General features: G+C 60.0%; 23 protein-coding genes. 16 read left to right on the forward strand and 7 right to left on the reverse strand.

The annotated features are described in order from the left end of the window. Positions 1–224 precede the first annotated feature (224 nt). Entirely contained in the window at positions 225–2,114 is a 1,890-nt protein-coding gene (locus tag GWQ29_RS10595; RefSeq protein ID WP_275919388.1) for a methyl-accepting chemotaxis protein, read from the forward strand. Positions 2,115–2,183: 69 nt separating this feature from the next. Here GWQ29_RS10595 and GWQ29_RS10600 read toward each other — a convergent pair whose 3' ends face one another. Both GWQ29_RS10600 and GWQ29_RS10605 read right to left on the reverse strand, forming a co-directional pair. Then, complete coding sequence (locus GWQ29_RS10600; protein WP_275919389.1) at positions 2,184–2,696, reverse strand: lipocalin family protein; 513 nt, start codon at positions 2,694–2,696, stop codon at positions 2,184–2,186. 14 nt (positions 2,697–2,710) lie between these two features. Continuing rightward, positions 2,711–3,613 (reverse strand): AraC family transcriptional regulator, encoded by a 903-nt coding sequence (locus GWQ29_RS10605; RefSeq protein ID WP_275919390.1) that lies wholly within the window; start codon positions 3,611–3,613, stop codon positions 2,711–2,713. Between the two features lie 145 nt (positions 3,614–3,758). Here GWQ29_RS10605 and yqhD point away from each other — a divergent pair, with 145 nt between their 5' ends. From yqhD to GWQ29_RS10645, 8 genes are all read left to right on the forward strand, one after another. Continuing rightward, on the forward strand, positions 3,759–4,922 hold the full coding sequence (gene yqhD / locus GWQ29_RS10610) for an alcohol dehydrogenase (RefSeq protein ID WP_275919391.1): 1,164 nt from the start codon (positions 3,759–3,761) through the stop codon (positions 4,920–4,922). Between the two features lie 507 nt (positions 4,923–5,429). After that, positions 5,430–6,953 carry a Re/Si-specific NAD(P)(+) transhydrogenase subunit alpha gene (locus GWQ29_RS10615; protein ID WP_275919392.1) on the forward strand — a complete coding sequence of 508 codons (1,524 nt, stop codon included), beginning with the start codon at positions 5,430–5,432 and terminating at the stop codon, positions 6,951–6,953. Between the two features lie 11 nt (positions 6,954–6,964). Then, positions 6,965–8,449: a Re/Si-specific NAD(P)(+) transhydrogenase subunit beta gene (gene pntB / locus GWQ29_RS10620; RefSeq protein WP_059111821.1), complete on the forward strand. Its 1,485-nt coding sequence runs from the start codon at positions 6,965–6,967 to the stop codon at positions 8,447–8,449. A 96-nt stretch (positions 8,450–8,545) separates the two neighbouring features. Continuing rightward, positions 8,546–9,298, forward strand: a complete 753-nt coding sequence (locus tag GWQ29_RS10625) for a transporter substrate-binding domain-containing protein (RefSeq protein ID WP_275919393.1) — start codon at positions 8,546–8,548, stop codon at positions 9,296–9,298. Positions 9,299–9,480: 182 nt separating this feature from the next. Continuing rightward, on the forward strand, positions 9,481–10,149 hold the full coding sequence (locus GWQ29_RS10630; protein WP_021139839.1) for a PAS domain-containing protein: 669 nt from the start codon (positions 9,481–9,483) through the stop codon (positions 10,147–10,149). Positions 10,150–10,173: 24 nt separating this feature from the next. Continuing rightward, positions 10,174–11,481 (forward strand): L-serine ammonia-lyase, iron-sulfur-dependent, subunit alpha, encoded by a 1,308-nt coding sequence (locus tag GWQ29_RS10635; protein WP_275919394.1) that lies wholly within the window; start codon positions 10,174–10,176, stop codon positions 11,479–11,481. 239 nt (positions 11,482–11,720) lie between these two features. Next, positions 11,721–13,121, forward strand: coding sequence for an L-cystine transporter (locus GWQ29_RS10640; protein WP_096118909.1), 1,401 nt, complete (start codon positions 11,721–11,723; stop codon positions 13,119–13,121). Between the two features lie 86 nt (positions 13,122–13,207). Further along, the gene (locus tag GWQ29_RS10645) at positions 13,208–14,536 is read left to right on the forward strand and encodes a CoA-disulfide reductase (RefSeq protein ID WP_275919395.1); all 1,329 of its coding nucleotides are present in this window, start codon (positions 13,208–13,210) and stop codon (positions 14,534–14,536) included. Positions 14,537–14,754: 218 nt separating this feature from the next. Here the strand turns inward: GWQ29_RS10645 and GWQ29_RS10650 are convergent, their stop codons facing one another. Next, positions 14,755–15,510: an outer membrane protein assembly factor BamD gene (locus tag GWQ29_RS10650; RefSeq protein WP_169046982.1), complete on the reverse strand. Its 756-nt coding sequence runs from the start codon at positions 15,508–15,510 to the stop codon at positions 14,755–14,757. Between the two features lie 117 nt (positions 15,511–15,627). Here GWQ29_RS10650 and rluD point away from each other — a divergent pair, with 117 nt between their 5' ends. From rluD to clpB, 3 genes are all read left to right on the forward strand, one after another. Continuing rightward, a complete protein-coding gene (gene rluD, locus GWQ29_RS10655; protein WP_275919396.1) occupies positions 15,628–16,608 on the forward strand; it encodes a 23S rRNA pseudouridine(1911/1915/1917) synthase RluD in 981 nt (326 codons plus the stop codon). A 135-nt stretch (positions 16,609–16,743) separates the two neighbouring features. After that, complete coding sequence (gene pgeF, locus GWQ29_RS10660; protein ID WP_275919397.1) at positions 16,744–17,493, forward strand: peptidoglycan editing factor PgeF; 750 nt, start codon at positions 16,744–16,746, stop codon at positions 17,491–17,493. A gap of 171 nt (positions 17,494–17,664) precedes the next feature. After that, positions 17,665–20,238: an ATP-dependent chaperone ClpB gene (gene clpB / locus GWQ29_RS10665; RefSeq protein ID WP_219598000.1), complete on the forward strand. Its 2,574-nt coding sequence runs from the start codon at positions 17,665–17,667 to the stop codon at positions 20,236–20,238. A gap of 297 nt (positions 20,239–20,535) precedes the next feature. Here the strand turns inward: clpB and asnA are convergent, their stop codons facing one another. Beyond that, positions 20,536–21,528: an aspartate--ammonia ligase gene (gene asnA / locus GWQ29_RS10670; RefSeq protein WP_275919398.1), complete on the reverse strand. Its 993-nt coding sequence runs from the start codon at positions 21,526–21,528 to the stop codon at positions 20,536–20,538. 153 nt (positions 21,529–21,681) lie between these two features. Here asnA and asnC point away from each other — a divergent pair, with 153 nt between their 5' ends. Continuing rightward, entirely contained in the window at positions 21,682–22,143 is a 462-nt protein-coding gene (gene asnC / locus GWQ29_RS10675; RefSeq protein ID WP_005318482.1) for a transcriptional regulator AsnC, read from the forward strand. Between the two features lie 21 nt (positions 22,144–22,164). On the opposite strand, the gene GWQ29_RS10680 is transcribed toward asnC, so the two are convergent. Further along, a complete protein-coding gene (locus GWQ29_RS10680; RefSeq protein WP_275909165.1) occupies positions 22,165–22,929 on the reverse strand; it encodes a transporter substrate-binding domain-containing protein in 765 nt (254 codons plus the stop codon). Between the two features lie 85 nt (positions 22,930–23,014). Between GWQ29_RS10680 and GWQ29_RS10685 the strand changes: the two genes are divergently transcribed. Next, on the forward strand, positions 23,015–23,551 hold the full coding sequence (locus tag GWQ29_RS10685; RefSeq protein WP_265422535.1) for a DUF2301 domain-containing membrane protein: 537 nt from the start codon (positions 23,015–23,017) through the stop codon (positions 23,549–23,551). Here GWQ29_RS10685 and GWQ29_RS10690 read toward each other — a convergent pair. Then, positions 23,548–23,952 (reverse strand): CBS domain-containing protein, encoded by a 405-nt coding sequence (locus GWQ29_RS10690; protein ID WP_059113722.1) that lies wholly within the window; start codon positions 23,950–23,952, stop codon positions 23,548–23,550. The genes GWQ29_RS10685 and GWQ29_RS10690 overlap by 4 nt on opposite strands. 141 nt (positions 23,953–24,093) lie before the next feature. Here GWQ29_RS10690 and GWQ29_RS10695 point away from each other — a divergent pair, with 141 nt between their 5' ends. Further along, complete coding sequence (locus GWQ29_RS10695; protein WP_111588569.1) at positions 24,094–24,798, forward strand: SDR family oxidoreductase; 705 nt, start codon at positions 24,094–24,096, stop codon at positions 24,796–24,798. Here the strand turns inward: GWQ29_RS10695 and GWQ29_RS10700 are convergent. Continuing rightward, a complete protein-coding gene (locus GWQ29_RS10700; protein ID WP_059113720.1) occupies positions 24,724–25,284 on the reverse strand; it encodes a 2-amino-4-hydroxy-6-hydroxymethyldihydropteridine diphosphokinase in 561 nt (186 codons plus the stop codon). The two genes, GWQ29_RS10695 and GWQ29_RS10700, sit on opposite strands and share 75 nt — an antisense overlap. A gap of 126 nt (positions 25,285–25,410) precedes the next feature. Here GWQ29_RS10700 and GWQ29_RS10705 point away from each other — a divergent pair, with 126 nt between their 5' ends. Then, positions 25,411–25,503 carry a YnhF family membrane protein gene (locus tag GWQ29_RS10705; RefSeq protein ID WP_096071838.1) on the forward strand — a complete coding sequence of 31 codons (93 nt, stop codon included), beginning with the start codon at positions 25,411–25,413 and terminating at the stop codon, positions 25,501–25,503. The last annotated feature ends 9 nt before the right edge of the window (positions 25,504–25,512 follow it).

The raw sequence follows: 25,512 nt of genomic DNA on the forward strand, positions 1-25,512 counted from the left end.
CCGCCTCTCAAGGCGGCCTTTTTACGTTGGTTGGGGTTGCACCGACAGTGGATCAAGAGGGAAAGGATGAGTGCCGGATGGAAAGGAACGTTGCCAGTGGGATAGCTACTGATGCATTTAAAATCAAGGGATTGGTATTCATGGAACAGGATTTTCAGTCGATATAGTCCACACAAGGTGTGCAGCCTTGTTTGACGCCATTGAGACAGCCATAAGGATATCCCATGAATCTCTCCCTTCGCGGCAAGTTGTTGGCCACCAGTCTTGGCGTGGTCCTGATCACGGTTTGCCTGCTGGGCATGACCGCCTTCTATACCCTGAAAAACCAGACCCTGAGCGCCATCGACAGCGAGGCGCGCAACTATGCCAGCGCCTACGCCGAGGGGATCGGGAAATGGATGCAGGACAGGCGCGAGAGCCTGACCGCCCAGGTCAATGTCATCGCCAACCACCCGACGTCCGAGCTGGTGCCTCATCTGCAGCAGACCTTGCGCTCCGGCGGCTTCGGGCTGGCCTACTACGGCTCGGAGGAGGGGGTGATGACCCGCAACGATCCCTCCCTCAACAAGGGTGATTATGACCCGCGTGCGCGGCCCTGGTATCAGGATGCGGTCAAGGCGGGCAAGCTCATCATCACGGAACCTTATGTCAGCGTGACCATGCAGCAGCTGGTGGTGACCCTGGCCGAGCCCGTGATGCAGCAGGGCCGACTGGCCGGTGTGGTCGGTGCCAACCTGGCGCTGGAACAGCTCATCAAGGATGTGCTGGCGATGCGGGTGCAGGGGGATGGCTACGCCATGCTGCTGGACAAGAGCGGCCTCATCGTCGCTCACCCGAACAAGGATCTGGCGCTCAAGAAGAGCCAGGACTTGGCGCCTGAGCTCGATGTCAACCGCTTGGTGGGCATGAGTCAGCAGGGCGGCCTGCAGGCGGTGCAGATCGGCGGACGCGACACCAAGATGCTGGTGTTGCCGATCCCCAACACCGACTGGCTGCTGGCCATGGTGATGCATGAGGATGTGCTGATGGCGCCGTTGCAGAGCCTGCTGTTGCAGTTGTCACTCATCAGTGCGGGTCTGATCCTGGTGTTCGGCCTGGTGCTGACCAGCACCTTCAAGTACCTGTTCCAGGATCTGGGCCGGGTGGCAGGGGCGTTGCACGATATCGCCCACGGCGAGGGGGACCTTACAGTTCACATCAACACCCGCAGCAAGGATGAAGTGGGCCAGCTGGCCGAGAGCTTCAACCAGTTTGTGGCCCGCCTACACGGCATCGTCAGCCGCTTGCGGGATGTGACCGTCGAACTGGCAGCCCAGTCCCGTACTCAGGCGGCCGGCGCCCTGGCTCGCAGCCAGCGGGTGCGCCAGCAACAGGACGAGATCGTCATGGTGGCGACTGCGGTGACCGAGATGGCTTCTGCAACTCAGGAGATCGCCGGTAACGCCGAGTTTGCGGCCACCACCTCGGGGGATGCGGTCAAGCTCGCCGTTGCGGGCCAGTCCCAGGTTGGCCAGAGCCAGCGCAGCATCACAGGGCTGGCGGATGAAGTGGCCGATGCCAGCCAGATCATCAATGAGCTGGATGCCCATGCCCAGAAGATCAGCGGCATTCTGGCGACCATCAGCGGTATCGCCGAGCAGACCAACCTGCTGGCGCTCAACGCCGCCATCGAGGCGGCACGGGCCGGCGAACAGGGCCGTGGCTTTGCCGTGGTGGCGGACGAGGTGCGGGTGCTGTCCAAGCGTACCCACGACTCCACCGACGAGATCCAGCAGATGATCGAAACCCTGCAGCAGACCACTCGCCGTGCGGTCGGTGGCATGGAGACCAGTCGCCAGCTGGCGGGCACCAGTGTGGAGGATGCGGAAGCCGCCAACCAGAGTCTGTCACTGATCAACCAGGCCATAGGTTCCATCAGCGACATGGCGACCCAGATAGCGGCGGCGGCCGAAGAGCAGACCTCGGTCACCAGCGAGATCAGCCGCAATACCGAGAACATACGCCACGTTTCTCAGGAACTGGCCGAGCAGGCGGGCGAAGAGGCCGCTCAGGCCGCCGAGCTCAAGTCGCTGACCGAGCGGCTGGAGCAGGAGATAGGCCGCTTCCGGCTCTAAACCGGCCAGCAATAACCGGCCAGCAATAAAAAGGGCAGCCCGCGGGCTGCCCTTTTGCATGTCCGCAGGTTATCCGGGCTGCTTGACCCAGATGAGCTTGTCGGTGGCAAAACCCAGCCCTCTTGCCTTGGCGATCAGGGCATCGACCTTGGCTTTCGGCGGGTTGGGGGAGCGGGAGAGGATCCAGAGATAGTCGTGGTTGTAGCTGGTCACCAGGGAGAGCTGGTAATCGGAGTCAAGATCGATGACGTTGTAGCCGCCGTAGAAGGGGCCAAAGAAGCTCACCTTGAGCCGCGCCTCGTCCGGCTTGTCAACGAAATAGGCCTTGCCCTCGGCCTCGCGCCAGCTGCCATCGCTCTGCTTGCCCCGATTGATCACCCTGACACCACCATCGTCACGCAGGCTGTAGCTGGCGCTGACCTCTTCCAGCCCCCGTTCGAAGCTGTGATCCAGACGCGCTATCTCATACCAGGTACCAAGATAGCGGTCGAGCTGGAAGCCGGTGACGGGACGGATGCCATCGGCCATTCCGGTACAGGCCGTCAACAGCAGGCCACACAACAGACAGAACAGTGAACGCATAAGTTATCCCTCTTTTATCCCTCAATGATACGAAGTTGGCCGTCCCGAAAGCGGGAGGCCTGATCGGTTGGCGTGCTGCCGAAATAGCGTTTGTACTCCCGGCTGAACTGGGAGTTGCTCTCGTAGCCGACCTTTGCCGCCGCGGCACCGGCCTTGATGCCGTCGTGCAACATCATGAGCCGCGCCTTGTGGAGGCGAAATGACTTGATGTACTGCAACGGCGAGGTGGAAGTGACCGCCTTGAAGTGGTGGTGAAAGGCGGAGACGCTCATGTTCACCTCCCGCGCCAGCTCCTCCATGGTGAGGTTGTCGGCGAAGCGCGACTCTATCATACGCAGCACCCTGGCTATCTGGCCCACATGGTTGTGACGGTTGGCCAGCGCCTGCAGCGCCGGGCCACCCCCCTCGTGCAGCGCGTAGAAGAGCATCTCCCGCACCGTCTGCGGTCCCAGTACCCGGGCGTGGTGGGGCTTGTCCATCAGGTCGATCAGTCGCTCGGCGGCACAGAACATTTCTTCGGACAGGGGGACTGAGTGGACACCGCTCTTTTGCACAGCCGGGGCGGGCAGGGCATCCCCCAGTTCCAGCAGCAGCTCCTGCAGGGTGGCGACGTTGATCTCGAGGGAGAAACCGACAAGCGGTTGCTCGGGTGAGGCAAAACACTCGCACTCACAGGGCAGCGGCAGCGTCATCAGCAGATAGTGGCTGGGATCGTAACGAAACACCTGATCCGCCAGATAGCCCACCTTGTGTCCCTGCAGTATCACTATCATCCGTGGCTGGTAGAGCACTGGGGTGCGACCGTGGTACTCGGTGGTGTAGATGAGGTTCACCTGCTCAACCGGAGAAGCTGTGATGCCGGGAGCCATGACGTGACGGGTCAGTTTGGCGGCGAGGTCGGTGTAACGGTTCTGCATGGAGTCTCTTTTGTGGTGATTCTGGCGGGTTTGTAGAAATAGGCAAGAATCAAGCAGGATGTTGCCTTGATGGTAGAGGTGGTCTGGAGAAAAATGCAATCACATTTTGCGGCCTGGCCGCCCGAAACATAGAAAGGCAATGTCGATGAACAACTTTACTCTGCATACCCCGACCAAGATCCTGTTCGGCAAGGGCCAGGTTGCCCAGCTTCGTGAACAGCTTCCGAGCGATGCCCGCATCCTGATCACCTATGGCGGTGGCAGTGTGGTGCGTACCGGCCTGCTGGCCCAGATCCGCGACGAGCTGGCGGGCATGACACTGTTTGAATTCGGTGGCATCGAGCCCAACCCCACTTACGAGACCCTGATGGGGGCGGTGGCGCTGGCCCGCGCCGAGCGCATCGACTTCCTGCTCGCCGTGGGCGGCGGCTCAGTGCTCGATGGTACCAAGTTTATCGCCGCCGCTGCCCATTACGATGAGGCCCGGGATCCCTGGCACATACTCGAGACCGTTGGTAACGAGGTGCGCTCCGCCATTCCGCTCGGCGCCGTGCTGACCCTGCCGGCCACCGGTTCCGAGATGAACATGGGTGCCGTGGTGACCCGCCGCAGCACGGGTGACAAGGTGCACTTCTTCTCGCCCTTCGTGATGCCGCGCTTCGCCGTGCTGGATCCCGTGCTCACATACACGCTGCCGGCTCGTCAGGTGGCGAACGGTGTGGTGGATGCCTTCATCCATATCCTGGAGCAGTACCTCACCTACCCGGTCAATGCCAAGGTGCAGGATCGCTTCGCCGAAGGCCTGTTGTTGACCCTTGTCGAAGAGGGCCCCAAGGCGCTGGTGGAACCGGAAAACTACGAGGTGCGCGCCAACATAATGTGGAGTGCCACCATGGCCCTCAACGGTCTGATCGGTGCCGGTGTGCCCCAGGACTGGGCTACCCACATGCTGGGTCACGAGTTGACCGCCCTGCATGGCCTGGACCACGCCCAGACCCTGGCTGTGGTGCTGCCCACCCTGTTGCAGGCCAAGCGCCAGCAGAAGCATGCCAAGTTGCTGCAATACGCAGAGCGGGTGTGGGATCTGCGCAGCGGCAGCGAGAGCGACCGTATCGACGGGGCCATTGCCGCCACCCGTGACTTCTTCGAGCGGATGGGCGTCAAGACTCGCCTGCGGGACTATGGTCTGAGCGAGTTGGGCATCGACACCCTGATCGGCAAGCTGGCTGAGCACGGCATGACCGCCATTGGCGAGCATGGCGATATCGATCTGGTGCAGAGCCAGCATATTTATGAAGCCGCCTGGTAACAGCACAGGGGCAGAACGTCGGGATCGAAACGATTAATTCAGAGGGGTCGGGGCCTGCCATTTGGCGGGTGGCCGGCCCCTTGTCTGTTACAAAACAGTTACTTTTCCTGTTTTCGCCCCGATATCTGTGATCGGAGCAGATTTCGTAAGAACAAAAAGCGCTAAGATAGAGGGCCGGTAAAACATTTTTTTTGACTGGTTGGATCACTTTTTCCAGTGCTTTTTACTGGTATAAGTCGCTAATTTGGTTTGTTTTTTTAAATCCAGGTCCGGGATGGGCTGAATTCTGTACGCGCGCCATCGGGACTGCGGTTGTAATAAAACTCCAAAATTTGATACTAATCACCTTCGCGCCTGAGAAGCGGGGGCCTGACCATGACAGGAGGTTGAGGTAAAGCCTACTGATTTTCATAACAAAGGGCCCGTGACCTGCACTTTGGTCATGTCTTGTTTCGCCAGAAATGCGACACTGGGCAGCGATTGTTTATTAACCATCAGGGAATAGTCATGCAGATTGGAATACCGAGAGAGAGTCTCGCCGGTGAGACCCGGGTCGCAGCGACCCCGGCCACCGTTGAGCAGCTGAAAAAGCTCGGCTTCGAGGTCGCCATCGAGGCCGGTGCCGGCCAGCTGGCCAGCTTCGATGATGCCGCCTTCGAGGCTGCCGGTGCCAGCGTGGTACCGAGCGTCTGGCAAGCCGACCTTATCTTCAAGGTCAACGCGCCGACCGATGCCGAGATCGCACAAATTAAAGATGGTGCCACCCTGGTGAGCTTCATCTGGCCTGCCCAGAACCCTGAGCTGGTCAAGAAGCTGTCCGAGCGCAACATCAATGTGATGGCGATGGACATGGTGCCGCGGATCTCCCGTGCCCAGTCCCTCGATGCCCTCTCCTCCATGGCCAACATAGGCGGCTATCGCGCCGTGGTCGAAGCTGCGCACCAGTTTGGTCGCTTCTTCACCGGCCAGATCACTGCCGCCGGTAAAGTCCCGCCCGCCAAGGTATTGGTGATCGGTGCCGGTGTGGCCGGTCTGGCTGCCATCGGTACTGCCGGTTCCCTCGGCGCCATCGTCCGTGCGTTCGATACCCGTCTGGAAGTGGCCGAGCAGATCGAATCCATGGGGGGTGAATTCCTCAAGCTGGACTTCGGCAGCGAAGATGGTGCCTCCAGCGATGGTTATGCCAAGGTCATGTCCGATGAGTTCATCGCAGCCGAGATGGCGCTGTTTGCCCAGCAGGCCAAGGAAGTGGACATCATCATCACTACCGCCCTGATCCCGGGTCGTCCGGCTCCCAAGCTGATCACCAAGGAGATGGTCGACAGCATGAAGCCGGGTTCCGTGATCGTGGATCTGGCTGCGGCGACGGGTGGCAACTGTGAATACACCAAGCCGACCGAGTTGTTCGTGACCCCCAACGGCGTCAAGGTGATCGGTTACACCGACCTGCCGGGTCGTCTGCCTGCCCAATCCTCCCAGCTTTACGGTACCAACCTGGTCAACCTGATGAAGCTGATGTGCAAGGAGAAGGACGGCCAGGTTGCCATCGACTTCGAAGACGTGGTCCAGCGCAACATGACGGTGATCCAGGCCGGTGAAGTGACCTTCCCGCCGCCCGCCATCTCCGTCTCTGCCGCGCCGCAGAAGCCAGCAACTGCCCCGATCAAGAAGGCCGAAGCGAAGCAACCCTCCAACAAGAAGTTCGTGTTCGGTGCCCTTGGCATCGCCGCCTTCGGTTGGGTGGCGGCCGTGGCACCCGCTGCCTTCCTGTCTCACTTCACCGTATTCATCCTGGCCTGCGTGGTCGGTTACTACGTGGTGTGGAACGTCTCCCACTCCCTGCATACGCCGCTGATGTCGGTCACCAATGCCATCTCCGGCATTATCGTGGTCGGTGCCCTGCTGCAAATTGGTCAGGGTTCTACGCTCGTCACCGCGCTCTCGTTTGTCGCCGTGCTGATTGCCAGTATCAACATCTTTGGTGGCTTCACAGTCACCCAGCGCATGCTGAAGATGTTCCGTAAGGATTAAGGGGGTTTAACGTGTCTCAAGGACTGGTAACAGCATCCTATATCGTTGCCGCCGTGCTCTTCATCCTCAGTCTCGCGGGACTGTCGAAGCAAGAAACGGCCAAGCATGGCAACCTGTTCGGTATCGCGGGTATGGCCATCGCCCTGCTCGCTACCGTATTCAACCCGGAAACCAGTGGCGTGCACTGGATCATCCTGGCCATGGTGATCGGCGGTGCCATCGGCGTGCGTCTGGCCCTCAAGGTCGAGATGACAGAGATGCCCGAGCTGGTAGCCGTGCTGCACAGTTTCGTGGGCATGGCGGCCGTGCTGGTGGGCTTCAACAGCTTCATCGACTTGCACCCGTCTGCGCCGGCCGAGGTGGTGGTGTCCGTCGGTTCCAACCTGGATGCGACGCTGGCTGCTGCCCGGGCGGCGTTCGAGCAGGCGGCCAGTGTCGCCCAGGTCGAGCACCTCTCCGGCGCCATGCTGAACATCCATCTGGTGGAAGTGTTCCTGGGCGTCTTCATCGGTGCCGTGACCTTCACTGGTTCCGTGGTGGCGTTTGGCAAACTGCGTGGCCTGATCTCTTCCAAGCCGCTGATGTTGCCCCATCGCCACAAGCTGAACCTGCTGGCCGTGCTGGCCTCTCTGGCGCTGATGGTCTACTTCGTCAATGCCGGTGGTTCTACATTCGCCCTGTTGGTTATGACCCTGATCGCCTTCGCCTTCGGCTGGCATCTGGTTGCCTCCATCGGTGGCGCCGACATGCCGGTGGTGGTCTCAATGCTCAACTCCTACTCCGGTTGGGCGGCGGCAGCGGCGGGCTTCATGCTCTCCAATGACCTGCTGATCGTGGTGGGTGCCCTGGTAGGTTCCTCCGGTGCCATCCTCTCTTACATCATGTGCAAGGCGATGAACCGCTCCTTCATCTCCGTCATTGCCGGTGGCTTTGGCTCCGACGGTGTGGCCTCCACGGCCGACCAGGAGATGGGCGAATACCGCGAAACCAGCGCCGAGGAAGTGGCTGATCTGCTGAAGAACGCCAGCTCCGTCATCATTACCCCGGGCTACGGCATGGCGGTGGCGCAGGCCCAGTATCCGGTGGCTGAAATCACCCAGAAGCTGCGTGATCGCGGCATCAAGGTGCGTTTCGGTATCCACCCGGTTGCCGGTCGTCTGCCAGGCCACATGAACGTGCTGCTGGCGGAAGCCAAGGTCCCGTACGATATCGTGCTGGAAATGGACGAGATCAACGACGACTTCAACGATACCGATGTGGTATTGGTGATCGGTGCCAACGACACCGTCAACCCGGCAGCGATGGAAGATCCGGGCAGCCCGATCGCCGGCATGCCGGTGCTGGAAGTGTGGAAGGCGCAGAACGTCATCGGCTTCAAGCGCTCCATGAACACTGGCTATGCCGGTGTCCAGAACCCGCTGTTCTTCAAAGAGAACACCCAGATGCTGTTTGGTGATGCCAAGGCCAGCGTCGAGGCCATCCTGAAAGCGCTGTAAGCGTCGGCCAGGAGAGACAACAGGAGGCTTCGGCCTCCTTTTTTATTACTCACTTTTTAGTATATCCTCAGCCAATGCATGGATGGAGATCACGGCATGATGTGGCGTAAAGGATGGATCCTGCTCTGCCTCTGGTGGGGATGGACGGTACAGGCGAACGAACAGCCGAGCCTGACTCTGTTGACCGAGTTGTGGCCGCCCTATGTGATGCGGCTGGACGACGGCAGCCTGGGGGGTGCCGATCTGGAGCTGGCGCGCAAAGTACTCACAAAAATGGGCTATCGCACCACAGTCAAGGTGCTGCCCTGGAAACGGGTGCTGCAGGAGGCAAGATTCCAGAACGGGGATGCCATCGTCGATGCCTTCTTCGAAGAGCGGCGACTGGAGTGGCTGCACTATCCTGATGAACCCCTCTCCCAGAGCGGTGAAGTGATCTTCTTCCCCTTCAGCAAACCCGTCGACTACCAGGGCCTGAAGAGCCTCAAGGGGCTGCGCATTGGTATTCAGTCCGATTACGCCTATGGAGAACCCTTCCTGACCTCGGCCCTGTTCACCCGGGTACCCATGACCGGTGAGAGCAACATGATCAAGCAGCTGCACCTGATGATGGCGGGGCGGCTCGATGCTGTTGTGATGAACCAGAGGGTGGGGTTGCATCTGCTCAAGGGGCAGGGGTTGCAGGATCTGGTGGGCCATAGCATCAAGACGGTGACCGACAACAACCGCAACTTTCTCGCCTTCACCCATAAACCCGGCCACGAGCGCCTGGCCTATCAGTTTTCCCACGCCCTCAAAGCCTTCAAGCAGACCCCCGAGTATCAGGCCCTGCTAGCCCGCTACGGGCTCTGAGGTACGGCCAAGTCCCGTTTGTTGAGTCGTGTCACCAGGCGGGTCCTTTTGTTGTGCTCTCGTTCACAATCTGTGGCACTTTGCCGCCACTTGGGCATAATGCCTGCGCAAAAAGCGATATGGCTCAACTTTATTTGAGTCTGATTGCTTTAGCGTTACCCCAAGTTGACTGGATGACTCCTATGATGCAGGCCACCCCATTACGCCAAACCAGTGCGTTGACCGATGAAGAGCGCCACCTGATCGCCAGCTTCGAACCTGCCGTGGAGGCGCTCTCCGCCCTGTTCGGCCCGGGTTGTGAAGTGGTGCTGCACGCTTTTGACAGCCTGCACGCTTCCGTCATCAAGATCGCCAACGGCCACATCACAGGCCGGGAAGAGGGGGCACCTGTCACCGACTTTGCCCTCAACAAATTGCAGAGCGCCGCAGGCAGCCAGTGGAGCAGCTACTTTTCCCGCACCCGGGAGGGGGGGCTGCTCAAGTCTTCCTCCATCACCATCAGCAACCGGGAGGGCAAACCCATCGGCATGCTGTGCGTGAACTTCAGCCTGGAGACGCCGCTCGGGGCCCTGCTCGATACCTTCTCGCTGCCCGCTGCGCCAGCGCCCCTCAACAACGAGACCTTTGCCAGCTCGGTTGACGATCTGGTTGCCCAGGTGATTCACAAGGTGGATCAGGATGCGAGCCTCGGCAGCAGCGTACGCAACAAAGCGATCGTGCACCGGCTCTACGACATGGGCATCTTCGAGATCAAGGATGCCGCCCAGCTGGTGGCCGAGATGCTCGGCATCTCCCGTCATACCGTCTATCTGCATATCCGCAACCGCAAAGCGGATCTGAACGAACAATAACAGCCCGATCGTGGGCGCCAGAACATGAGAAACACAGCAATGAAAGCACAATGGATCGACTTTATTACCCTGCTCAAGCGTGAAGTGGTGCCGGCCCTAGGCTGCACCGAGCCCATGTCGGTGGCGCTGGCTGCTGCCAACTGCCGCAAGCTGCTGGGACAAACGCCGACCCGTGTCAGCGTCTGGGTCAGCGGCAACCTGTTCAAGAACGGCATGGGGGTCGGCGTGCCGGGTACCGGCATGATAGGTCTGCCGGTGGCCGCCGCCGTCGGGTTCACGGGGGGCAACCCGGATGCAGGGCTGGAAGTGCTCAATACCCTGACCCCGGCCCAGGTGGAAGAGGCCAAGGCGCTGTTGCCCATCATCAAGGTGGACGTGAAGGATGTGCCGGATGTGCTCTACGCCGAGGTACTGGCCGAGGTGGAGGGTCACAGTGCCCGTGTGGTGATCTGCACCGATCACACCCGCATCGTCTTGATGGAGCTGGATGGTGAAGTGCTGATGGAGCAAAACAGTGCCCCGGGCGTGCAGATCCAGCCCGCCAAGTCTGACAAGCCCGCCATGACACTGCGCGAAATCGTGGCGTTTGCGTTGGAGGTGCCGCTGGCGGAGATCAACTTCATCGGTGCCGCCGCCACCATGAACCAGGCGCTGGCGGATGAAGGGCTGCAGGGCTACGGCCTGCGCATCGGCAAGATCCTGACCGAGCAGGTGGAGCGCAAGCTGCTCTCGGACGATCTGATGACGCTTGCCATGCGGCTCTCCTCGGCGGCCTCCGATGCACGGATGGACGGTGCCATGCTGCCTGCCATGTCCAATTCGGGCTCCGGCAACCAGGGCATAGCCGCCACCATGCCGGTGGTTGCCGCCGCCCGCTTCCTCAAGGCGAGTGCCGAGCAACTGACCCGGGCGCTGGTGATGAGCCATCTGGTGGCCATCTACATCAAGACCCATCAGAACAAGCTGTCGGCGCTGTGCGCCGCCAGTACCGCCGCCATGGGCTCGGGAGCCGCCATTACCTGGCTGCTGGGGGGGCAACTCGAGCAAATTAGTCACTGCATCAACAACATGATCGGCGACGTTTCCGGTATCATTTGCGACGGCGCGGGCAGTGCCTGCTCCATGAAGGTCTCTACCTCCACCTCGGCGGCAGTCAAATCATCGCTGATGGCCATCAACAATCTGCACGTGCCCCAAAGCGAAGGCATCGTCTCCGACGACGTGGACGAAACCATCGCCAACCTGGGTCGCCTCTCCAAACTGGGGATGCTGGATACCGATATCGAGATCATCAACATCATGCGGGCCAAGCAACAAGGCAAGGCCCAATGATGCAAGGGGTGGCGCAGGCCACCCTCTGTTTTTCCGTCTGCTGACGCCACTCCGGCCACGGGGAGTCCGATACGGTCGATGTCAGGGAGGTGTCTGCCCGGCACTTCCCAATTTTGCGTCACCCCGGTTGCACCGGGGGACGTGCCGCCACGATGCGGCGAGTTTCAGGGAGGAGTGTGCGTACCGGGCACTCGTCCGTACACCTCGGGCCCGGCCCGATTATTTTGGGGAATATCGTCATGACTCTTAGCGTTATAGGTAATCTGGCCATTGCGGCCATCTTGCTGCTGTTTCTCTATCGCTTGCAGCAAAAACATGTGAGCTTCACCCGTCGGGTGTTTGCGGGTCTGGGGCTGGGCATACTGTTTGGTGCCGCCTTGCAACTGCTCTACGGGGCTGGTGCAGGGGTCATAGGCCAGACCATCGACTATTTGGATATCGTCGGCAGTGGCTATGTGAAGCTGCTGCAGATGATCATCACGCCGCTCATCATGGTCTCCATCATAGGGGCCATCCTCAAGCTCAATGGCGGCACTGCCCTTGGCAAGATCAGCGCCATGACCATAGGGGTGCTGATCTTCACCACCATGCTTGCTGCCGGCGCAGGCATACTGATGTCCAACCTGTTTGGTCTGACGGCTGAAGGACTCACCGCCGGTGCCGCCGAGACCGCCAGGGGCGCGGCATTGCAGACCACCCTCGGCAGCGTCGAAAGCATGTCCTTTGCCAAGATGGTGCTGGAATTCATTCCGGCCAACCCCTTCCTCGACATGACAGGTTCGCGCAAGACCTCCACCATAGCCGTGGTGATCTTCTCCATCTTCATCGGTCTGTCCGCCACCGGCATAGCCCGCAAGAAACCCGAGATCTTCGCCAGCTTCGGTCGCTTCATGGAGGTGGCCCACGTCATAGTGATGCGGATGGTGACTCTGGTACTGCGCCTCACCCCCTATGGCGTGCTGGCGCTGATGGCCAAGGTGGTCTCCGGCTCCAACTATGCCGACATCCTCAACCTGCTCAACTTCGTCATGGCTTCTTACGGCGCCATTGCCATCATGTTCGCCGTGCATCTGCTGCTGGTGGGTCTGGTGGGGATCAATCCGCTGCGTTTTCTCAAGAAGATCATGCCGGTACTGGCGTTTGCCTTTACCTCTCGCACCAGTGCGGGCTCGATCCCGATGAACGTGCAGACCCAGACCAAGGCGCTCGGCATTCCAGAGGGGATCGCCAACTTCGCCGCCTCCTTCGGCTCCACCATCGGCCAGAACGGCTGCGCAGGCATCTATCCGGCCATGCTGGCGGTGATGATAGCTCCCACAGTGGGGGTCAATCCCATGGATCCCGGCTTCATCATGACGCTGATCGCCATCATCACGGTCAGCTCCTTCGGGGTGGCCGGGATAGGTGGTGGTGCGACGTTCGCCGCCTTGATCGTGCTCTCAGCTCTGGACTTCCCGGTGGCACTGGCGGGCCTGCTCATCTCCATCGAGCCGCTGATCGACATGGGCCGCACCGCCCTGAACGTCTCCGGTTCCATCACTGCGGGCACTGTCACCAGCCGCTTGCTGGGCGAGACAGACATGCAGGTGTTCAACAGCGAGCATGAAGTGTGTCTGGACGGCGAAGAGTCCACCATCTGACCCGCTTGCCAGGGCAGGGGCCAGCCCTGCCCATCGATAGACCAGAGGGAGGGCATGCCCTCCCTCTGCCATTGAAAGGAGAAAGTATGAGAATCCTGATCATAGGTGGCGAAGCCGCCGGTATGAGTGCGGCGGCCAAGGCCCGTCGTCTGGCCAAGGATGCTGAAATTGTGGTGTATGAGGCGTCCGAGGTGATCTCCTTCGGTGCCTGCGGCCTGCCCTATTTTGTCGGCGACGAGTTTCAGGCGCCGGGATACATGGCCGAGTTCACCTCCGAGCAGTTCGCTGCCAAGGGGATCGAGGTCAAGACGGGCCATAGGGTGCTGTCGCTCGATGCCAGCGCTCGTACTGTGCAAGTGGAGCACCAGGGGGATGTCTTCACCGACACATACGATCGTCTGATGGTCGCCACCGGTGCCCGTGAAGTGATGCCCCCCATTCCCGGCCTGCAGCAGCAAGGGGTGTTCGGCCTGCGCCGCATGGCCGACGGTCTGGCGCTGAAGGCGGCTGTGCAGGACAAGCGTAGTACCCGGGCTCTGGTGATCGGCTCCGGCTTTATCGGACTGGAAGTGGTTGAGGCGCTGGTGCATCAGGGTAAAGAAGTGCGCCTCATCGAACTGGCGGATCGGGTCATCCCGGATGCCTTCGACAGTGAAATCACCCGGCACATCGAAACCGAGCTGCGCGAGCAAGGGGTCTGTGTCCATCTGGGTGAGCGAGTCGAGGCTTTGCTGGGGGATGGCAGGGTGACCGGCGTGCGTACCGACAAGGGAGAGTATGAGGCCGATATAGTGGTGGTCTGCACAGGGGTCAAGCCCAACACCGAGTTCCTGGCCGACACCGGCATCAAGCGGCTGGCCAATGGTGCCATCGAGGTGGACAGGCAGGGCCGCACCTCGCTGGCCAACGTCTGGTCGGCTGGCGACTGTGCCAGTGTCTGGCACAGCGTCAAGCAGCAGCAGGTCTATGTACCGCTCGCCACCATAGCCAACAAGCTGGGGCGCATGGTGGGCGAGAACCTGGCCGGGGCCGAGCAGGTGTTCCCGGGCACGCTAGGCTCTGCGGCGCTCAAGGTGCTGGGGCTGGAGGCGGGTCGCACTGGTCTCTCTGAGCAAGAAGCCCAGGCGATGGGCATCGATTACCGCACCGTCGTCATCAAGGACAAGTGTCACACCAACTACTGCCCAGGCCAGTCCGATATTCACGTCAAGCTGGTCTACGAGGCGGGCAGCAAGCGCCTGCTGGGTGGCCAGATCCTGGGTCGCAAGGGGGCGGTACACCGCATCGACGCGCTGGCGGTCGCCATCACAATGGGGGTCACTACCGAGCAGCTCGGCATGCTGGACTTTGCCTATGCGCCGCCTTTCTCCCGCACCTGGGACGTGCTCAACGTGGCGGGCAACGTCGCAAAATAAAAAGCGAGGGTATGACGACACTGCATATATGCGCCGTATCTCTCCTCCCGCACCTGAGACGTGCTCAATGTGGCGGGCAATGTGGCCAAGTAGCTGACTGAAGATGGCGGCGCGTATACGGCGCTGTCATGCCAGTTGCACTCTGCAGGTAAATTGCAGACATAAAAAAACCGATGCTTGGGCATCGGTTTTTTTTGCTACCTGTCTAGCCGTTTCACTCAGCCGCGGCCGAGGCGGTTATCCGGGTAGTTCTTGGCCAGCACTTCGCGGGCATGCTGGGCCAGGGTCGGCATCTTCAGCGTGTCGTAAGACTCGACCATGATCTCCAGCGCCTTTTCGGTTTCCGCCGTGTCGGGATAGGTCTCGACAATCAGCTTGGCACGGTTGGCTGCGGCGATCAGAGCATCACGCTTCACGTAGTACTCGGCCACGCTCAAGTCGTAGCGGGCAAGGCGCTTCTTCAGGCCGATCATGCGGGCACGGGCATCGGCGGCATAGACGCTGTTGGGATAATTCTGCAACAGTGTCTTGAAGTCCTGGAAGGCCTGACGGGCATAAGAGGGGTCTTTATCGTCCCGATTGATGCCCAGGAAGTCCTGGAAGAAGTTGTAATCGCCGGCCATGTTGGTCAGACCGCGCATATAGAACACATAATCGATATTTTTATGCGCCGGATTGAGGCGGATAAAACGGTCGATATTGGCGATCGCCTGAGCGGTATCGTCCTGTTTGTAATAGGCGTAAATCAGGTCAAGCTGAACCTGGTTGGAGTAGGCGCCGAAAGGATAGCGCGAGTCCAAAGCTTCCAGTAACTCGATAGCATTCACATAGTTACCGGCATCCAGCTTGAGGCGTGCTTTCTGGTACAGGGTCTCCGGCGGTTCGTCGGGTACCTTGGGTTTTGTGCTGGAACAGCCTGTGATCAAGGTAGCGACCAAGGCGAGTGACATCAGCAGGTGAGACTTCTTTCCCATCAACAACATCCGGTCCATTTCCACGAAATTGGCAAAGTATCCGTTATGCTTGGCTAAAAGAAAAGCTAGAATACCCGGATTATTTCGAATTGATACCCCCCGCTCAAGAGACCATACATGAGCCAGCATATTGAACTGACAGGCGAATTTCAGGATCACCAATTCGGGCAGCGACTCGACCAGGCCCTGGCCGAATTGTTTCCAGACTACTCCCGAACCCGCATCAAGGAGTGGATTTTACAGGACAGAGTGACCCTGGATGGTCAGGTTGCGAACACGCCGCGCGAGAAGGTACTTGCCGGGCAACAGGTGCATGTAGATGTCGAGCTGGAAGATGACACCCGCTGGGATGCCCAGGACATAGCACTCAACATCGTCTACGAAGATGAACACATTCTGGTGATCGACAAACCGGCCGGTCTGGTGGTTCACCCGGGCGCAGGCACGCCGGATGGCACCATTCTCAACGCCCTGCTGCACCGTTATCCCGACATCGCCGAGGTGCCTCGTGCCGGTATCGTGCACCGTCTGGACAAAGACACCACAGGTCTGATGGTGGTGGCCAAGACGGTACCGGCCCAGACCCATCTGGTGGAAGCGCTGCAGGCACGCCAGATCACCCGTGAGTACGAAGCCATCGCCATCGGTCACATGACCGCAGGTGGCACGGTAGATGCCCCCATAGGTCGTCACCCGACCCAGCGTACCCATATGGCCGTGGTGCCCAATGGCCGTCCTTCCGTGACCCACTATCGGGTACATGAGAAGTTCCGTGGCCACACCCGTCTGCGTCTGCGACTGGAAACCGGTCGAACTCACCAAATCCGCGTACACATGTCTCACATCAAGCATCCGCTGGTAGGGGATCCCGCCTACGGTGGCCGTCTGCGCCCGCTGCGCAACGCGACCCCCGAGCTGACCCAGGCATTGCGTAACTTCAACCGTCAGGCGCTGCATGCCACCATGCTGCAACTGGCTCACCCCATCACGGGGGAAGTGATGCAGTGGCACTCGCCCACGCCGCAGGACATGCTGGATCTGATGGACGTGATGCGGGCCGATACCCTCGCCAATCCGGATGATTTGGTCTGGAACTGATGAGCTGATGAACAAGGCTGTCCGCGACGGTTTCTGCCGTTGCCCGGCCTTGAAGCATGCCTGGAACGGGGCTCCTTGACTGGCAACAGCGAAGGAGCCCCGTTTTTATATGTAGAAATGTGAGAGGAGCCACAGATGAAATGGATCGAACCCGACTGGCCGGCACCGGCTCGTGTCAGAGCGCTGTCGACCACCCGGGATGGCGGTGTGAGCCAGGGTGTCTTCGCCGGTCTCAACCTGGGAGCCCATGTGGGTGATGAAGTGGCGCGGGTTGAGGCCAATCGGGCCCGCCTGCAGCAGGCGGTACAGATCCCCGGGCCCCTCAACTGGCTCAATCAGGTGCATGGCATCGCAGTGCATCAGGTCAGCAAGCAGTATGATGTCGTGCCGGATGCCGATGCGGCCTGTGCCCATGAGGCGGGGTTGGCCTGCATCGTGATGACAGCCGATTGCCTGCCGGTGTTGTTCTGTGACAGGGCCGGCACTGTCGTGGCGGCCGCCCATGCCGGTTGGCGCGGATTGTTGGGCAATGAGCAGGGTGGCGTGCTGGAAGCCAGCATGCAGGCCATGGGGTGCCATCCTGCCGATATCCTCGCCTGGCTTGGCCCCGCCATAGGCCCCGGGTCCTTCGAAGTGGGGGGCGAAGTGCGCGACGCCTTTATGGCGCAGCAGGCCGAAGCAGAAGCTGCATTCGTACCTTCATCCAACGAGGGGAAATGGCTGGCGGATATCTACTTGCTGGCCAGGCTGCGGCTGGCCCGTGCCGGTGTGAGCGCCGTTTACGGTGGCGAGTTCTGCACCTTCGGCGATGGCGAGCGGTTTTACTCGTATCGCCGCGATGGCCAGACGGGCCGCATGGCATCGCTTGTCTGGTTGGCACAATAGCCTGTGCCCGGCGCTTTTCTCCGGAAAAGGGCCGGGATCCAGCCCATCCCCGCCTTGCAGAAAAAATAACCAGCTCTTGCCCTTGAAATAACCCGTACGGGCCTCATCTTTCTTGTCAGAAAGTTATGTTGTTTGCCGCGCAAGCGGCGTCTGCCTTGAAGGGGGAGTGCAATGCGCCTCGATCGTCTTACCAGCAAATTTCAGATTGCTATTTCCGATGCCCAGTCTCTTGCACTGGGTCGTGATCACCAATTTATCGAACCCGTCCATCTGATGACTGCGCTGGTCAATCAGGATGGCGGCTCCATTCGTCCACTGCTCACCCTGACCGGGATGGACATCAATACCCTGCGCTCACGCCTGGGGATTGAGCTGGATCGACTGCCCAAGGTGAGTGGCGTGGAGGGCGACGTTCAGCTCTCCAGCGGCCTCGGTCGCCTGCTCAACGTCTGTGACAAGCTGGCCCAGCAGCGCAAGGATCAGTTCATCTCTTCCGAGCTGTTCGTGCTCGCGGCCCTCGACGAGAAGGGCAACCTGGGTGAGCTGCTGCGTGCCCAGGGGCTGACCAAAGAGAAACTCGAAGCTGCCATCGACAAGGTGCGTGGCGGCAGAAAGATCGATGATGCCAACGCCGAGGAGAATCGCCAGGCGCTGGAGAAATACACCATAGACCTCACGGAGCGGGCCGAACTCGGCAAGCTGGATCCCGTGATCGGTCGCGACGAAGAGATCCGCCGTACCATACAGGTGCTGCAACGCCGGACCAAGAACAACCCTGTGCTGATCGGTGCCCCCGGCGTCGGCAAGACCGCCATTGTCGAAGGGCTGGCCCAGCGCATCATCAACGGTGAAGTGCCGGAAGGGCTCAAGAACAAGCGGGTATTGTCGCTGGATATGGGATCCCTGGTGGCCGGTGCCAAGTATCGCGGCGAGTTTGAAGAGCGGCTGAAAGCTGTACTCAACGATCTGGCCAAGGAGGAGGGCAACGTCATCCTCTTCATCGACGAGCTGCACACCATGGTCGGCGCCGGTAAAGGCGAGGGCGCCATGGACGCGGGCAATATGCTGAAACCGGCGCTGGCCCGTGGCGACCTGCACTGCGTCGGTGCCACCACGCTGGATGAGTACCGTCAGTACATAGAGAAGGATGCAGCCCTCGAGCGCCGCTTCCAGAAGGTGCTGGTGGAAGAGCCGAGCGTGGAGGACACCATCGCCATACTGCGCGGCCTGAAAGAGCGTTATGAACTGCACCACCATGTGCAGATCACCGACCCCGCCATTGTGGCGGCAGCCCAGCTGTCTCATCGCTATATCGCGGATCGCCAGCTGCCGGACAAGGCCATCGACCTCATCGACGAGGCCGCCGCCAGCATTCGTCTGCAGATTGACTCCAAGCCAGAATCTCTCGACCGGCTTGAGCGACGCATCATTCAGTTGAAACTGGAGCAACAGGCGTTGATGAAAGAGGATGACGATGCCAGCCGCAAGCGGTTGGATCTCATCAGCAAGGAGATTGGCGAAAAGGATCGGGAATACAACGAGCTGGATGAGGTGTGGAAGGCCGAGAAGGCTGCCCTCGCCGGTACCCAGCACATCAAGGCGGCGCTGGAACAGGCCCGTCAGGATCTTGACGTGGCACGCCGCGCTGGCGACCTGGGGCGGATGTCAGAGCTGCAGTACGGCCGCATCCCCGAGCTGGAGAAACAGCTGGATCTCGCCACCCAGGCAGAGATGCAGGAGACCAGCCTGCTGCGCAACCGGGTCACCGACGTGGAGATAGCGGACGTCCTGGCCCGCTGGACCGGCATTCCGGTGGCACGCATGCTCGAAGGGGAGCGTGACAAGCTGCTGCGGATGGAAGAGAAGCTGCACAGCCGGGTGATCGGTCAGGAGGAAGCGGTCGAGGCCGTCTCCAACGCCATTCGTCGCTCCCGTGCCGGGCTCTCCGATCCGAACCGGCCCATAGGTTCCTTCCTGTTCCTCGGGCCGACCGGGGTGGGCAAGACAGAGCTGTGCAAGGCGCTGGCCGAGTTCCTGTTCGATACCCAGGATGCCATGGTGCGGATCGACATGTCCGAGTTCATGGAGAAACACAGTGTGGCCCGTCTGGTGGGCGCACCTCCCGGCTACGTGGGTTACGAGGAGGGGGGTTACCTGACCGAGGCGGTACGCCGCCGTCCCTACTCGGTGATCCTGCTCGACGAAGTGGAGAAGGCGCACCCGGATGTGTTCAACATACTGCTGCAGGTGCTCGATGATGGCCGCCTGACCGACGGTCAGGGTCGCACCGTCGATTTCCGCAACTCTGTGGTGATCATGACCTCCAACCTGGGGTCGGATCTGATCCAGGAGCACCACTCCGAGAAGGATTACGACGAGATGAAGGCCCTGCTGATGGAGGTGCTGACTCGCAGCTTCCGACCGGAGTTCATCAACCGGATCGACGAGACAGTGGTGTTCCATCCGCTCGGCGAGGATCACATCAAGTCCATCGCCCGCATCCAGCTCAAGAGCCTGATGGGTCGTCTGGAGGCTCAGGGTTACGAGGTGGAGGTGAGCGAGGCGCTGCTCGAGAAGCTGGTGCACGCCGGGTTCGACCCTGTCTACGGGGCACGGCCCCTCAAGCGGGCGATCCAGCACAAGGTGGAAAACCCGCTGGCCCAGGCACTGCTCTCCGGTCGCATCGTGCCCGGCAAGAAACTGTTGCTGGGGGCCGACAGCAACGGCCTGACCATGAACCAGTAAACCGACCTGTGTCGATGCCAACAACGCCAGCCCTCGGGCTGGCGTTGTCATATCTGTCGGCTGTGATATCGGAGAATAAAAAAACGGCAATCCTAAGATTGCCGGGAGGAATGTAGTCATGCGACCTGACGTGGGTTGAGCGGGTCGCAGGGGCAAGCCCCGGTTTCGCAGAGGGTCGGAATGATCCTCTCCTTACAGCATGCCCGTGATGCGCTCTCTCATCCCGGGCGGCCACACACCTGTCAGGCCTGACCTGAACGCCGCAGCATGCGGGTCAGACCCATTGAATCCTCTTGCTTACAGCATGCCAGGGATGGCGGCCTTCATCTCTGAGGGCCAAACGCCGACCTGAACCTGACCTATGTGCTCTTTTTGCAGCAACAACATGGCCAGACGGGATTGGCCTATGCCGCCCCCTATGGTCTGTGGCATCCGCTCTGCCAGCAGATCCTGGTGCCAGTCATATTGCAGGCGACCTTCATCACCGGTGATGGCGAGCTGGCGGCGCAGGGCCTCTGCGTCCACCCGGATCCCCATGGAGGAGATCTCGAAGCTGTCTTCCAGCACAGGGTTCCACACCAGAATGTCACCGTTCAGACCCGCCAGACCCAGTTCGCTGTGGCTGCTCCAGTCGTCATAGTCCGGAGCGCGCACATCGTGACGCTCACCGTGGGAGAGGGCGCCGCCGATGCCGATGAGGAAGACTGCACCCATCTCCTTGGCGATGGCGCGTTCGCGCCCCTTGGCATCGAGATCCGGGTAGCGGGTCAGCAGCGCTTCGCTGTGGAGGAACTGGATCTCGCCCGGCAGGAAGGGAGTCAGTTCGTGTTCGGCGCAGACGGCACGCTCGGTGGCCTTGATGGCGGCCCAGATGCCGCGCACGGTTTCTTGCAGATAGGCGAGATCGCGGCGCTCGCTCGGCATCACCTTCTCCCAGTCCCACTGATCCACGTAGACGGAGTGGATGGGGGTGAGCTTGTCTTCGTCCGGGCGCAGCGCCTTCATGTGGGTGTAGATGCCTTCACCCGGGCCGAAGCCGAAGCGACCCAGGGTCTGGCGCTTCCACTTGGCAAGGGAGTGAACCACTTCGTAGCTGTGGCCGGGGAGTGTCTTCACCTTGACCTGCACCGCATTCTCGCTGCCTGACAGGTTGTCCTGAGTACCATCTCCGACCCGGCTCAGAATGGGGGCTTGCACCTCCATCAGGCCCAGTTGCTGGGCGAGTTGGCGGGAGAACATCTCTTTGACGAAGCTGATCTGCTGTTGGCTGCGAATGTAGTGCTGTTTCATGCTGAATACCTGTCTAGAACCCGTTGGATGTGACGATTCTTCAACATAATGAACACTAAATTCAATATTCGATAATAGAAATAGACTTTACACATTTTTTTGTTCAAAATATACCGCAAATTAATGAGATATCGTCAACGGGAGTGCAAAAAAGTGCCGGAAAATTATCGAATCGATAATCTCGATCAGGCCATCCTCACCGCCCTGATGGAGAATGCGCGGATCCCTTATGCCGAGTTGGCCAAACAGCTGGCGGTCAGCCCGGGTACCATCCATGTGCGGGTGGAGAAGATGAAGCAGGCGGGGATCATCGAGGGCACGCGGGTGCAGGTGAACCCCAAGAAGCTGGGTTACGACGTTTGTTGCTTCATCGGGATCAATCTCAAAAGCGCCAAAGATTACCCCTCTGCACTGGCCAAGTTGCAGGCGCTGGACGAGGTGGTGGAGGCCTACTACACCACGGGTCACTACAGTATCTTCATGAAGGTGATGACCCGCTCCATCGACGAGTTGCAGACTGTGCTGATCCACAAGATCCAGACCATAGACGAGATACAGTCCACCGAAACGCTCATTTCGCTGCAGAACCCGATATTGAGAGATGTAAAACCTTGACGAGCCGCCTGACCGTCGGGATCAGGGTTCGATATAGGGAATGCCGTACTTGTCGTAGATAGCCTTGAGTCGGCCATCCCGCTTCATGCGCAACAACTCGGCATCGTAGGCTGCCATCATGGCTGGTGTATCGGCATCGGCCCGGGCCCTGGTCCAGGCGGTGTAGTAGGGGCTGGCCTTGAGTGGCTTGGGCAGGTAATCGAGTTTGCCCTCCAGCCCCTCCTCTCTGATCTGGGCGAAGGCGGTAACCAGCGGCATGGGCACTGTATCTATGCGCCCGGCGATCAGTTTGCGCAGTTGCAGCTGGTTGATGGGGATCTCCTGGATCTGATAGGCGGGGTCTTTGAGCGCCGCAGCCAGTTCGGGAGTGTAGGCAAAATCCTTGGTCAGCCCGATGCGCCAGGGTTTGAGGTCTTCCAGGGTATCGTAGCGGATCCTCAGCATATCGGCCTTGCGCACGAAGAAGTGCCAGCTGTGGCGCAGATGGGACTGCTGTGGATAGAGCAGGTAGCTCTCTCGCTCCGGCTTGTAGGAGTGGGTCATCACAAGGTCATACACGCCGGTCTCGGCATTGCGGGTGAGGCGGGCACCCGCATCGGTCAGTTCGATCTTGATGGGGATCTTGAGCTTGTTGAAGATGGCGGTGACCACGTCCACATCGAGTCCGCCAGGCTGGGCCTTGTCATCCAAAAACTTCAATGGTGGCTCAAGGGTGCCGCCTATGACCAGCTCTTTGGCCTGGAGCCAGAGAGGGAACAGCAGACAGAGCAGGGGTAACTTTCGCAAACCAAATCTCCTGCACGGAATAGGGAATCGCCCATGGGCATGATTCAAGTATATTGGCCCGAATATTCAACAGAGACGACCCCGGATGGCAAATCCTGAAATCGAAAGTGAGTTGGATGGCATCGACAGGTTATCTGTCCGCTTCTATCGTCTTGGCTTGAGTCTGGCAGCTTTATTGCTGGTGTGTCGAGGGGCCAGCCTACTGATCGGGCAGGATTTTTTAGCGCCCTCAGTCTGGTTGACGGCGCTGGTGGTGGTCTGCGGGGTATGCGGACTCTGTCTGCATGTCTATGACAAGCGCATCCGTTTCATCTTGCAGGTGTTTGCCTGGGGTGGCCTGGTGCTGAGTGCCAGCGGAGCGCCCGAGGTGCTGGTATTGGGAGCGTCGTTGGCGACGCTCTCCGGGCTGGCGTTCAAGGAGCAGTTCTGCTTCGCCATTCCGGGCATCAAGGCGCTGCCCCTGTTGTTGCCGTTGCTGTGGGGACTGGAGTGGGCGCAACTGGGCTGGGCAGCCGCGCCGGTTGCCCTGGCGTGCGGCCTGTTGCTTGGCTTGCTCTGTCTGGCAAAGTGGCGGATGCCCCTGCACTTCGACATCGGTGACAAGGGGCGTTACCAGATTTAGGTCTGATGGCAGCCTTTCATCTGCTGATTGAGGGCTTGCATCACTTGATGGCGGCTGATGATGCCGATCACTTTGCCCTGCTCCAGCACCGGATAGATCTTGGGTTTTGCCCCGGTCATCTGGCGCGCCAGATCCAGAATGCTGTCGTCCGGGTCGACCGAGAGAGGCGTCCGGCTCATCATGTCTTCCACTTGAGTGCGGGTATCGCAGTGGTAGCTGCCGGTGATCAGACTGGGAATGCAGTCCTGTTCGGAGAGAAACCCGACCAGCTGTTGTTGGTCATCCAGCACAGGCAGGCCGCTCAGCCCTGAGTGGTGCAGCCGATCCAGCGCTTCGGCCAGGCCGAGTTGCGGGGTGAGGAAGTGGGTCAGGCGACTCATGTGATCGCGAATATGTAGCATATGATGGCTCCAGATGCGGGGTGTAGTGCCACTATGGGCGCTGTGAGGCGGACAAGGCCAGTGGTTTGTGCCATGGGGATTGATAGGTGTCGCCGTCGCGGGTATGCCAGTGGCTGGTGAGCAATGACAAAAGGAGAGGTTATGCGTGCATTGGTAACGGGCTGTGGCCGTCGACTCGGTTTCTACCTGTGTGAACAGCTGGTGGCGGCAGGTTGGCAGGTAACTGGAAGCTATCGCAGCGAGCGACCCGAGCTGGCTCGGCTGCGCGCCCTAGGAGTGACGCTGGTGCAGGCGGATTTTGCTTGTGAAGAGCAGGTCGGCCAGCTCATTGAGGTGCTGGCATCACAGCAGGATCTGGCCTTGGTGATCCACAACGCCTCGGCCTTCGAACCAGAGGCGGCAGATGCTGCAGCGCAGCTGGCCCAGTTCGATCAGTTCTATCGGGTACACATGGCGGCGCCATTTCGGCTCAACCGGGCGCTGGCGCCCCAGCTGGCCCGCAATGCCAATGCCAGCATCATCCATATCACGGATATCTACATTCACGCTCCGGCACCCCAGTTTGCCAGCTATGTGGCCACCAAGGCCGGAGCCCACTCCCTTGCCATGAGCTTTGCCCGCGAACTGGCGCCTGCCATCCGGGTCAACACCATAGAGCCGGGCCCTATCCTGTTTCTCGACGAACATGGCGACGCGTGGCGCCAGCAAGTGCTGGCGAAGACGCCGCTGGCGCGGGAAGGCGGGCTTGAGCCTATCTGGCAGGCGGTGCAGCTACTGATGGGGAACGACTACATGACGGGGGCCAGCATCCGGGTAGATGGCGGCCGCAGCCTGGCGGTCATCTGAACCCTGACTGAGCCGCAAGGGGGTCAAGCCTACCTGCAGCTCTTCGATCACCTTGCCCTTCATCAGCCGGGTATGCAGTGGCAGCGTGACCTTGCGGTCATGCACTTCTCCCTGGCCATACAGTTCGGCCAGCAGTTCATTGAGATAGGCATCGACGCGAGTCGCGGCAAAATCGTCTGCGGCACTGCTGGCTAGAATGTCGATATCCAGCGGCCGGTCGAGCACCTTGCAGTTCGGATCGCTGCGATCACGGCCATGGGCCAGTTCCATGGCGATGAAGAGGGTTTTCAACTGCTGGGTTGTCAGCCCGCTTTCGGCAACGAACAGGCAGTTGAGGAAGTCGTGCCTGGAGTGCATTCCCACCGGTTTGGTCTGGATCACCGAACTCAGCTGCAGGCGGCCAAAGTGTTCAAGCAGTTCGCCAACCACCTGACTGACGTGAATATGGGGATCAAGATTCGATCCAATGCTGCACAGATAGAACATGCTCACCGATCCTTGGGTTGGGCTCATCTGAAATGTATACACGGCTCACGGTTATGGGATTAACTATGCATTAACATACATTTGTCTGTTGTGATCAGGCTCTTGTTGGCAAGAAAGGAGGTTTGCATGAGTGTGGAACTGAAATGGGCACTGTTGACCGCATCCAGCGCGTTGGCAATGATCCTGATTATCTGTGTGGCATCCGTCGGTCTGGCGTGAACCCCGTCC

Source organism: Aeromonas sp. 2HA2 (assembly GCF_029237345.1).
GTDB classification, from domain to species: Bacteria; Pseudomonadota; Gammaproteobacteria; order Enterobacterales; family Aeromonadaceae; genus Aeromonas; species Aeromonas salmonicida.